Source organism: Ditibartonella apihabitans, assembly GCF_002007485.1.
GTDB classification, from domain to species: domain Bacteria; phylum Pseudomonadota; class Alphaproteobacteria; order Rhizobiales; family Rhizobiaceae; genus Bartonella; species Bartonella apihabitans.
In genome coordinates this window covers 1,978,926-1,989,636 of record NZ_CP015820.1, presented here as the reverse complement: position 1 = coordinate 1,989,636, position 10,711 = coordinate 1,978,926, and the positions used below count along the sequence as shown (strand labels likewise).

Genomic DNA, 10,711 nt, shown 5'->3' with positions numbered 1-10,711 from the left:
GGTTTGACGTATCCGCAATTTTTGCGGCCGGTTTTCGGGATTCATTGTATTTTTCAAGAACTGCCTTCAATGGGGAAGGTAGTTTTTCCGTCCGCTATCCGAATAGCAATAATGTCCGCCTCTGGGGCCAACGCAATAGGTTCCCGATCGGCAAGAACAATTTCCCGATGATGGTTCCATAAAAGACGGGCTGCTTTTGAGAGACTGGCTGTTTGTTGAACTGCCGCCCATATAGGCCGAACAATCTTTGGTCGATGCGCTGGTTGAACCGTCATTACAGATAAAGGTTGTGCCAACACAATGGGAAATGCCGCCTTTCCGGCCTGAACAAGGTGTATTTGCCGCAGCAAGTTCCGGAAATGAAGCTGTGAAAAAAATGAAAATCAGCAAAATATATCTCATATCGAGATTCCCCGTGCGATCATCGTAATACTCGAAATAATTTTTTTACAATCAATTTCGAGTTTGACGGGAGAAAAGCGGGACTATCGCCAGAAGTTTTTCAATAGTGCGCGAGATAGTTGTGGCTATCAAATGCTATCTGGACTATTTACCCGTTCCGGTTTTTTTAAATTTTTTTGGCCGCAACCATTTGTTCTTTAAGTGTTTGTCCGAAAGTTGGCCGGTTGTTGAAACCGGTTTTAAAAAGGTATTACCGGTTGTTTGCTATGGCTCTCCATCGAAAATCGTGGTCTTTCATTATCGCAGCTCTTTACCGAAAACCGTACTTCTTTATCACATGCTTCTCCACCAAAAACCGTGCTTTTTTGTTATCGCGGCTCTTTACCGAAAACCGTTTCACACTTTTTGGGGCAGCCGCTTGAACCACCTTTCGGGAAGTGGTTTATCGGTTGTTCCTCGTCAAGGCGAAGATGAACACAAGATTAACAAAAAGTTCAGGATAAGTTCAGCTAACAAAGCATAAGATGATTCTCAAGAATCGTTAAAAGGATATCTCGCATGAGAAAACTGATTGTTCTTCTTTTAAGCCTTGCAATGACAGTGCCGCTTTTTGGTGCACTTTCTGCTAAGGCTGATGTTTATCCTGTCATCATCATTGATAACGGTCATCGTCATCATTATGACCGCTATCATCACCACTATCCGCCGCATCGGCGTTATTTCGAGCACCGGCACTTCTATCCGGCACCGCCTCCGCCCCCGCCGCCCTATTATGGGCCCCATTATGGCCCGCGACCCTGGCACCCGCATCCTCATTGGTATTGATAGGTTGTCGTAAGATAATCATAAACCGGAACCCCGATCAAAGCCCGTTTGGCGATATACGCCGGACGGGTTTTTATTGTTTTCCTGAATTTTGCATCTCACACTTTTCCGCCTGAGCCCGGATTGTCCGGTTTTAAACGCGGCAATTCTTGCCCCTGTTTTCGGTGGGTGACATGAAAACCATGAGCGGCGTTGAATGGGGCAGGGCAGATTTAACGAAATGACCGGCGAGGTTTTAAGCCACCTTCCAGTGTTGGGCAAATTTCCGATATTGCGTCAAAGCCGTTATCATATGATAGAAAATGGAAGCCGGAACATCTTCGGCAATGGCGCGGCCGTTTTCCGAAATAAGGTCAATCCATAAACCTTTGGGGGCGGCGTCGATATGCCACCGGAAAAGCCTTCCCACACGCGCTTCAATTTCAGGTTTCAGATCCGGCCCGTCATTGCCATCAAGCGCAAGCGCTGCTTTGATCGCTTCGGTTTGCGGCCAGCTTCTCGAATTGGTGTCGATCGGCATTCCGTGGCGCGAAATCGTGTTATAGGCAAGTCCCGTCTTGCGGTTCAAACCATTGGCAATGGCCGAGGCATAAAGCTTTTTGGCAAGTTTTATAACGCTGCGGTCATTGGTTTTCTTCGAAAAATCGACAAGCAGCGACGACCATTCAAAATGGTGACCGGGTTCGCAAATGTCACCGTCGGGAGCGGGAGCTCTTTGCCAGTCCTTGTCATAATATTCGGCAAGGGTCCAGCTATCTTCATCAAAGAAATGTTCCTTGAAAAGATCGACAATGCGTTCTGCCCGTTCAAGATAATCTCTGTCGCCAGTCACATCATACCAGGCCATGAAACTTTCAAACAAATGCATATGCGGGTTGGAACGGCGAAATGTTTTCTCTCCGTCGGTTTTGGCATTTTCAAAAAAGCCCTTGCCATTTTTATCGGCAAGATGAAGATCAATGAAAGAGAAGGTTTCCATAGCAAGCGGCAAGGCTTTTTTATTGCCAACACGATGGGCGTGGGCAAGTGCCAGTAATACACAAGCCTGATCGTAACTGTCTTCGGTTGCGTTGAGGACCTTGCCATCTTGTGAAAGCTGTAAAACCCAACCGCCGCGGTCAGTTCTGCCATTTTTGCCAATAAATTCAAGGCCGTGGTCAATCAGCTCTTTATAAGGGCCGTCCCAGCCCATTTCACCGGCCATGGCAAAAGCATAAATTTGGCGCGCCATTGTGCGCATGCGTTTGGCGCGCAATACCGGCATTCCGTCAAAGCCCAAGGCTTCATAAAACCCGCCTTTTTCGTCAACCCCGCGTGTTGACCAGAGCGGCAGCGCCTCATCAAAAAGCCAATGCTCGACACGGGTGAGATAAGCGCCGCTTTGCGGTATTTTATCGGCGGCGGGAGTGAATTTGGTTTCAAGCCTTCCGGCTTTTTCAAGTGTTGCCACCACGTCGCGCACATTCTGGCTTTCTTTGACGGGAGCCACAAAAGTTGCGTCTGTCGTTGCGACAACCGCCATATTGTGAAGCCCGACAGCCGATAGTAACCCTGCTTCCGAGCGTAAATAGCTGCCATGGCAATTGATCGCCACAACATCGCCAATAATCACATTACCATTTTCATCAGGCGGTGTGGGGCTTGATTGCTGGTTCAAAAGCGATTGCCACGAGCCGAGATCATTCCAGTGAAAGCGGGCAGGCACAAGCGCAATGTCTTTGACATGCTCCATAATGGCATAATCAACTGAATCGGAAGGGATTGCCGCATAATGCTCGTAATTTAGCCATGTGCCCGATATATCGGTATGAGCGCTTTTCAGTGCCGCGACTGTTTTGTTCCAGATTTCCGGCTGGAATTCAAGAAAGGCTTTTTTCATAGTTTCTGCAGAAAAAAGGAATATTCCCGAATTCCATAAAAAATTGCCCGACTGCAAATATTTTTTGGCCGTTTCAATGTCCGGCTTTTCAACAAAGCGGATAACGTCATAAACGCCGTTTTTTTCCTGTCCTGTTTCGACATAGCCATAGCCGGTTTCCGGCTTATCCGGATGAATTCCGAAAACTACAATGCGGCCGCTCCTTGCGGCTTCTTCCCCTTCGTGGACAGTTTTCCAAAAATCGTCATCGGTTGAAATTTCATGGTCTGATGGGGCAACGAGAATGAGCCTGTCACCATATTCGGCAAGGGTGATGGCTGTTGCCAGAGCAACAGCCGCCGCCGTGTTTCGTCCCAAAGGTTCAAAAATCGGGCGCCCGCCATTTAATGGCAAACCGGCAATATCATGGCGCAAACGGTATTCATGAGCTTCCGAAGCAATCAGAAAAATCGGCCCGTGGCCGCTTGGCCGTGCATTCATACGCTTGACTGTGCCGGAGACCATCGAGCCTTTGCCGGAAAGGTCATGAAACTGTTTTGGAAAATCTTCACGTGATAATGGCCAAAGGCGGGTGCCAACGCCGCCACTCATTATGAAACTGATGATTTTTTCGGCCATTTTTTCTTTTCCGGCTTGAACTTAAAAAGCATATTCTTGCTATCGCTTTTCATTGGCTTAGGTCAAGTCAATGCCGCCCGCCGCATAAAAAATAATAAACCAATAGAACGACCGTTAATAGTCGAGCGACTTTTCAAGCGATGGGGCGATGGCTGTGCGAACCGGCAGGTATTTTTAAACTGGTCTTTGGGGCAACTTGTCGGCGTGATCTTTGTCCGATTGGATAAACGGGAAAAGCGTCTGAACGCTCACAAAACAGGAAAAGAGGAAAAATAGGCCAAACTTGCAACAGAAGTTTCGGGAGGTGGGAAGAAAGCATTTTAAAGCGGCAAAAACCTCCCGCACTACCAGCAAAATCTCGTGCTTCGGTGAAAAAATTCAAGCAAACTATAGCAAAGGCGCTGTTGCACGAGGGGAAGAGGGCCAATATGGGGAAAACAGATCCGGAGAAGGCGATTGAAAGCCAAGGAGCGAAGGGAAAACAGACAGGAAATGAATAATTGTTGAGCGGGTTTTTTTAAAAAACACTTGCGAGAAGTCTGTCATAACGGTATAAGCCCGCCAACACCAGTTAGTCGGAGTGTAGCGCAGACTGGTAGCGCACCTCGTTCGGGACGAGGGGGTCGGAGGTTCAAATCCTCTCACTCCGACCATTTTTCATTAAAATTATTTTTAAACGACAAAACTTCAGTTTTGTAAGTTTCAAAACATCGAACAAGCGATCGTGCTTTGCGCGTGACTTTGTTGTGTTTTGCGTGTGATTTTATCATCTATAATTGTTTTAAAAGTCAGGGTTCATAAGTCTCGACCGTGTCAATAAAAATGCCCGCGCTCGAATAAAATGCACCCAATCTAATAACATGACTGCCAGAACAACCGGATATTTTATCTATATCTTTGACGGAAAAACACAAGCTGAAGACGACATGCCGAGCTTATAATAAAATGTTTCTGGTTAGTTGTAGTTGCAGCCTAAAAAAGAAGTGATTCGGTAAAAATATCGGGCTCATTCTATTTTTTTGAAAATTAATGTTTTTAAACTTAAAAAATTTCAGCGAAAGAATATATTGTATTTGAGTAATCGGACACTATTTCTCTTTTTTGAAGAAGGTCTTTTCTATAAGAGATTCAAATAGTTGATAAGATATTAAAACACAAAAAATTTAATTTCCTCAATATCATTTTAACGGAAATGTAAATTGTCTGTCCTATATTGACACACTTACCATATTAGTTTATTTCAGGAAGGCTATTGGTAATTAAACCAATGCCAATAAAGCCTCGGGTGCAACCAAAGCTTTATTGTAAATTTAACCAAACTGACGCAAAGCGTTAGTCTAACAATTATGATCAAACTAATATTATTATGATCATAGATATCCTCCATTTTTGATGATGTCAAGACGTAATATAATAATTATTATAATTGTATGTGACCACTCTTTGCGGCAGTTTTCTCAAAAGGAGAAACTTTATTATTATACCGCATTTTATTACGGAAGTGATCATCGGTTTTTTTCGGTCGAAATGTTTTTTCATTTCGGCTGATCTAAAAATCAAATTAGGTTGTGGTGTCCACAGACCTAAAGAGAAAATTGGACTGGAAGATGGGAAGAAAAAAACACTTCCACCAGATTATTTGAAAAAACACTAAAAGACTGGAAGCGCCTCTTTTTTCGGAGGCGCTTCCAAACCTCTGGCTCAAAACACGGCTAATCTGTTAATTAAAAGCGTTTCTTGCGCCTTCTTAAAATCAAAGCGGCTCATGCACCTGATGAAATTCCGGTAGTATTTCTTGGCATACATGGCAGTTGATAGAACTCACCAAGGTAAGGGGCTGCGCTTTTCCCGAATGCCCTTCTTTTGGTCATCTCCGCTTCAGGGCTTGTTGCTTTCCGTGCTGTTGTCGTTGATGTGGTGGGCGAAAAAGCCAAGAGGTTTTATGAACATTCCGGATTTATTCAAATAAAAGGAATGGACATGAAACTTATTCTTTCTATCGCCGATATTCTAAAATCATCCGTGGAAGCTTGTCATGACAGAGATTGCTGTTAGCTAATTGCTTCATGCCTTTCGTAACGGAAAATAGGTTTAATTATTTTTCTTTTTCCACATTTGGTTATCTGAAAAATCGGGAAAACAAAGCGGTCTCAAACAAACCGGAAATAAGCGTAAGCCTGCATCCTGTTTCCGGTCTGCGTTGATTTGCATTTTATCAACTCATTGAAAAATAAGTTGAAAAACTCATTGATAATGAGAATTTAATTCTCTTGGAAAAAGTGGATTTTGCAGTTGAACCGGAAAGGAAGTGCGGCTTGAAACCCACGTTCATCAACCGCATATAATTTATATAAAAGGTTCGTTCGGACTATTCGTCTGAACAATTTTTTAATTGACTCTTTTTAGAAAAATAAGAACAATACGAGAACAAAAATGGAGTCGCGCAAAGTGAGCAAAGCTGTTTCAAACGATAGTTGTGAAGACGATATTGATGGCCTCATTGCAGCCTATGACGGGGATGCAAAAGCCCTCATTAGAGCTTTGCTTGAAGAACGGAAAATGCTTATCCACCAAATCGAACTTGCGGCTTCTGCTATGTCTGTCGGCTATGGTCGGGGGTGGAAACCGAAACTGCCGATTGACTAGATTGGCCGTTTTTTATCTCCACGGCGCTTAAGCCCCGCTTTGGAGTTCTACCTTTCATTTTGTTTCAGATTTGTTTCAGGGCCGGTTTAGCGGGTGCATGAGGATTGGTTGCGAAGACCGGGTTATGAACTGAATTTTCTTCTCAAGAGGCCTATAACACTATCAATAATCGACACCCCCAAGGCACCGCATAAAAAACCGGCAAGGCCGAGAAATTTTTCCGGCACAACATAGGAACCATCGATCAGGTCGAATTTATCAAGCAAATGAGAAAGGGTATTGGCGGCAAGCTCGGCTCCGTAAATGGCGCATAAAGCACCGCCAACCCATTCCATTACGCGTTGCGGCCATTTTTTTGGAGCGTCGTTAAGCTGGCTTAAAAAACTTCCGCAAGCACCGGCAAGAGCAAGAAGCCCGAACCTGACAAGATAAGCAAGCCAGTCGGGTGGGGGATTGTTTTCTGACATTTGATTAGTCCATGATAAGCGCGAGCCGCTATTAAAATATTGTTCGCTCTCACAAGTTAGGCGGCGAATGTTATGATAAGCGGGCGCAAGCTGTGCCGACAGAGAGGGACAAGAACTTCGATAAGTCGAAAATGTTTGTTTTCTGCAAGAGATAGAATGCCGACGGGATTTTTCATCAATGATATTTATTGGAAGAGCACCGCATTTCATATGTTATAAAATAGGTGATAGGGCTTCTATTGGAAAACGGCATTCGGTTTTCTGTCACAGTGTTTCTTGCCGATTGTTCAGACAAACAATATAAAACATTGGCATCAACGCGCCGCCAATTTATCGACTTTTAATAAATGCCACTTGGCATTGTGATAATCAGCTTTTTCATTTCCAGCATTTCTGTTTCTGTCCAAACCGATCAGTCGAGATTATCCATTTGGTTATTGCCGGTTCTGTTTCGACAAGGCGCGCTGCATCATTTGCCCTGGGTGGTTTTGTCCAACCCGCGCAGGAGAATTTTGCATTCGTCTGGCATCCCGCCAACAGCAAGGCAGCGCTGATAGGGAGTAAGAGCTTCAACTTCATTTTCAACCTCGTGAGACTTTTCAAAGGCCGCATTTGCGGCTGCAAGCGACTTTTGTTTTTGCAACTCTTGACCGATAAAAATACCGCCGGACACGGCGGCAAAAATGACGACAATGATGATGGCAATGGTGATAGTCAGGCGTTCGAATGTTGTCATAATTCCGCCTCTCTAAACCGTTTGAGAAAATAGAAACTGCCAATTGCAACGCCGATCACTATGACGACTGCTAACGCCCATTGGAACGGTCCCGAACCGGTGGCAAAACCGGTCAAGCCGGAAGCGGCACTGATAACCGGCCCGATCACTTCCGGTTTCAACACCGGATGAACAGTGTTTTGTTCAGGCACGACATCTTTGGACGTCACGAACGCGCCTTCCATCCACAGATACCCTTCGGCCCGCCGCCGGTTGACAAGGCCTTGAATTTTTTTGCCCCCCGCTTTTGTCCATTTCATCAATTCGGTCGGAACCGCGTTGAAATTGCCGGCGTTCAATTTTTTAAGAAGCTTTGATTTCTTGAACGAAGCAAGGGGGATATTGTAAACAAATGAGACCAGAGCGGCAAACTGGTTGTCGTTGAGCTTGACTTTTACGTTGTTCTCGATCGCCGCTTCATACTGTACAAGATCTTTCAAAAGAATGCTTTCCGCTTCGGCTGCAGTAATGACTTGGCCCTGATACGGCACTGGAGAACCGGCCATGGCCGTATGCCCATAGCCGATTGTCCACACACCGCCAGAATCCTTATAAGCTTTGGTTTTGAGACCTTCCCATTGTTTCAGTTTTTCAAGGCCGTGGGGGCTTATTTGTCGTGTCATGGTGTTTCCTATCAATGATAAATGAAGGCAATAAAAAACCCCGCAAGAAGCGGGGTTGTGGTTCAATATTCAATGAAGTAAATTTTTGCTTTTGTTAAAAAACCGGATAAGGTGGGCGCGGCTCATGCGCTGCAACCATAAATTCATTTAGAAGCGTGTTCCGTTTGCTTTAGAGCGCAATCGCTTGTGAAAAACATGAAAATTGGTCACGTTTTTCTTTTAAAAAAGGTGGCAGCTTATGATATTGTAAGCCTTGGTTCAGTTTCATTCGGGAGGGGAATTTAATGGCAAGTCTGGAAGATGAATTTCATAAAGAAATGTTGGCTATTTATGATAAAACTCTTCATGAAGTTGGAATAAGACTTCCCAGATTCAAACAAATGGTTGAACGGAATGGTGGCGTTAAAGCTGCTAAAAAATTGCTACATTCCAATTCGGTTTCGACCGGTTTTTCCAAACTATTCGAGAAGGGGCGGCTCGATTTGACTGTTGAATCGCTTGTTGCAAACAACGAAAAATGGCATCCGCTTTTTACCGAGGAAGAAATAAAAAAAGCCAAAGCAATTTTTCGGCAGTAAAACATCCACGCTTTATTTCCAAGAGGCCATAAAACCGAAGCAAAAGATGCGGGGTTTTCAGTCGGTTTTACTGCAATATTTATTGGATATTCGCCGCCCAATTCCATAAAGTATCGAGTTGCGTATCCGGAATTTTGTTGACTTCGGCCATTTTTTTCAAAAGCGGAAAATCACGGGTAAAGCTTGTCGCTTTGGTAATATCAATGAGTACGCTTTCGCGTTCCTCTTCATCTTCAATGTAAAAAGGGCTATCCTTATTGGCTATACCGGTGGTGAGGTTTTCTTCTCTCACCCCGATGGCAAGAGCCGCCTGCCAGAATTGCCGCGCTGTTAAAGGCGGAAATACGGGTGGGGGTGCAACAATCTTTTCTCCGTCCCATAGCTTGCCATAGACACTGCCGCCCGGACCATATGTTTCACCATAATTCCCGTCAATGCCGATAATATCAAAACCTGCAATTTGCGAAAGTTCAGGGTCATCCGTCATGGAAATAATGTGTTTTGTGTCATCAACCGTGATATAGAATTTATGCGGATATTTTTTGAAAAGATCGTGCCACTCAATTCCGTCTTTATCTTTCAATACGTTGATTTTTACAGTGTTAGCTGGCTGAACGATATTGCCTTTTTCATCCTTGATATCTTCACCGAGCTTGATTTCTTCAAGAGTTGCCGTGAGCTTGCCAAAATTTTTCATCTTACCATCCTCCCAAAGCAAACCATCCGCGATTTGCAATAAATAGTTGTGGTTGGCGACCACCAAAAGCGTATATATTGGTATTAGTTAGATTGAGCGATGTTACGAAATATCCACTGGGTAGATGCATCCATGCGTAGGTAGGTGACTTCAGCTCGACCCAGCCGTCAACACGGCTGTCGGTGACGCATGCGTTTTGAAACGCAGCGCAGCGGCTTTCGATATGACTGGAGAGGTCTCCGTTTGTCCAGGTTGAACCAAGGATGTTGCCATCAGTCCTCACATTTGTCTTGTCACCAACAATCAAACCGCTTTGAACACGGACGTAACCATTTTGATAACATTGAAGCACATAATCCGAAGGCGAACTTGCCATTCCGAAGCGGAGTTCTCCTGCCGCTCCCAAGGTTATTTCCGCAGTATGATCGGATTTTTTTTCGGGAACAGTCAGCCTTATGCCGTAATGATTGACATCGTCTGTTCCATCATTTTCTATCAAAACCCATCCGTTGGTTTTAAGTGATCGACACCCCTTCAAATCCTGGCTGACATCGAGATTGCCGGTAATCGTGCCGCCGGTTTTGGGAAGATAGGTCTTGTCCAGTTTTGCAATTTTGTCGCGTTCGTCGGCTGTCATAATTTTGGCATTTGACGCCTCTCTCATATTGCTCATATCGAACGCGTCGGTTCGCTTACCCGACGGGTCATAGAGTGCAACTGTCATGTCGCCGCCACCGGTAAGGGTCTGCCAACCATTGCCGGATAGAAAAGTAGTGTTTGAAGGCAAACCGTTTGTTTCAATTTCAGTTAAAACGACTTTGTTTTTTCTGGCCAAAGTGCCGAGCGTTTCAGGTTGAACGGCACTATCGGCTCGTTTGCCCTGTTCGGCCGTTGCAAATTCGCTTCTATCGGCTGTTGCAGCCGTACCCAGAACCGAAGGCGTTACGGCTTTGTCACTGGAAGCACGTGCTGCCATATCCTGTGGCGTTGCAGTCGGAATTTCGAAAGTGTGTGTATGATAGGGTACAGCCATTTAAACCCCCAGTTTCTTCAAACGGTTGTCGAGTTCGGTAATTTTGTTCTGTAACGGCATAAGAAGTGCGGAAAGGGCAACATGCGCCATTTGATTATTCGCGTAAATCAATATGCGGATTTTCTCCGGCTCTTTTATGCCGGATATTGCAAAAGGGTGTTCATCCAT

At 44.8% G+C, this 10,711-nt stretch carries 11 protein-coding genes and 1 tRNA gene; 4 read left to right on the top strand and 8 right to left on the bottom strand.

The features are described 5' to 3' along the window. Window positions 1–66: 66 nt before the first annotated feature. Window positions 67–402: a YdcA family protein gene (locus tag BBC0178_RS08985; RefSeq protein ID WP_078039910.1), complete on the bottom strand. Its 336-nt coding sequence runs from the start codon at window positions 400–402 to the stop codon at window positions 67–69. A gap of 558 nt (window positions 403–960) precedes the next feature. Between BBC0178_RS08985 and BBC0178_RS08975 the strand changes: the two genes are divergently transcribed. Next, window positions 961–1,227 carry a hypothetical protein gene (locus BBC0178_RS08975; protein WP_075914030.1) on the top strand — a complete coding sequence of 89 codons (267 nt, stop codon included), beginning with the start codon at window positions 961–963 and terminating at the stop codon, window positions 1,225–1,227. Between the two features lie 235 nt (window positions 1,228–1,462). Here the strand turns inward: BBC0178_RS08975 and BBC0178_RS08970 are convergent, their stop codons facing one another. Then, window positions 1,463–3,724 carry an AGE family epimerase/isomerase gene (locus tag BBC0178_RS08970; RefSeq protein ID WP_078039908.1) on the bottom strand — a complete coding sequence of 754 codons (2,262 nt, stop codon included), beginning with the start codon at window positions 3,722–3,724 and terminating at the stop codon, window positions 1,463–1,465. Window positions 3,725–4,300: 576 nt separating this feature from the next. Here BBC0178_RS08970 and BBC0178_RS08960 point away from each other — a divergent pair. After that, window positions 4,301–4,377 (top strand) — tRNA-Pro (locus tag BBC0178_RS08960). A gap of 1,780 nt (window positions 4,378–6,157) precedes the next feature. After that, window positions 6,158–6,370, top strand: coding sequence for a hypothetical protein (locus BBC0178_RS08950; protein ID WP_078039905.1), 213 nt, complete (start codon window positions 6,158–6,160; stop codon window positions 6,368–6,370). 122 nt (window positions 6,371–6,492) lie between these two features. Here BBC0178_RS08950 and BBC0178_RS08945 read toward each other — a convergent pair whose 3' ends face one another. The 3 genes from BBC0178_RS08945 to BBC0178_RS08935 form a co-directional block, all read right to left on the bottom strand. Further along, window positions 6,493–6,837 (bottom strand): hypothetical protein, encoded by a 345-nt coding sequence (locus BBC0178_RS08945; RefSeq protein ID WP_078039904.1) that lies wholly within the window; start codon window positions 6,835–6,837, stop codon window positions 6,493–6,495. A gap of 469 nt (window positions 6,838–7,306) precedes the next feature. Next, window positions 7,307–7,573, bottom strand: a complete 267-nt coding sequence (locus BBC0178_RS11875) for a hypothetical protein (protein ID WP_078039903.1) — start codon at window positions 7,571–7,573, stop codon at window positions 7,307–7,309. After that, complete coding sequence (locus tag BBC0178_RS08935; RefSeq protein ID WP_078039902.1) at window positions 7,570–8,235, bottom strand: lysozyme; 666 nt, start codon at window positions 8,233–8,235, stop codon at window positions 7,570–7,572. Before BBC0178_RS08935 ends, BBC0178_RS11875 begins: the two co-directional genes overlap by 4 nt. A gap of 284 nt (window positions 8,236–8,519) precedes the next feature. Here BBC0178_RS08935 and BBC0178_RS08930 point away from each other — a divergent pair, with 284 nt between their 5' ends. Next, window positions 8,520–8,813, top strand: coding sequence for a hypothetical protein (locus BBC0178_RS08930; protein WP_078039901.1), 294 nt, complete (start codon window positions 8,520–8,522; stop codon window positions 8,811–8,813). A 79-nt stretch (window positions 8,814–8,892) separates the two neighbouring features. Here the strand turns inward: BBC0178_RS08930 and BBC0178_RS08925 are convergent, their stop codons facing one another. The 3 genes from BBC0178_RS08925 to BBC0178_RS11870 are packed head-to-tail and all read right to left on the bottom strand — an operon-like array spanning window position 8,893 to window position 10,711. Then, window positions 8,893–9,510, bottom strand: a complete 618-nt coding sequence (locus tag BBC0178_RS08925; RefSeq protein ID WP_078039900.1) for a hypothetical protein — start codon at window positions 9,508–9,510, stop codon at window positions 8,893–8,895. 1 nt (window position 9,511) lies between these two features. Further along, on the bottom strand, window positions 9,512–10,543 hold the full coding sequence (locus tag BBC0178_RS08920; protein WP_078039899.1) for a hypothetical protein: 1,032 nt from the start codon (window positions 10,541–10,543) through the stop codon (window positions 9,512–9,514). Further along, window positions 10,544–10,711 (bottom strand): hypothetical protein, encoded by a 168-nt coding sequence (locus tag BBC0178_RS11870; protein WP_178391754.1) that lies wholly within the window; start codon window positions 10,709–10,711, stop codon window positions 10,544–10,546. It lies immediately after the preceding gene.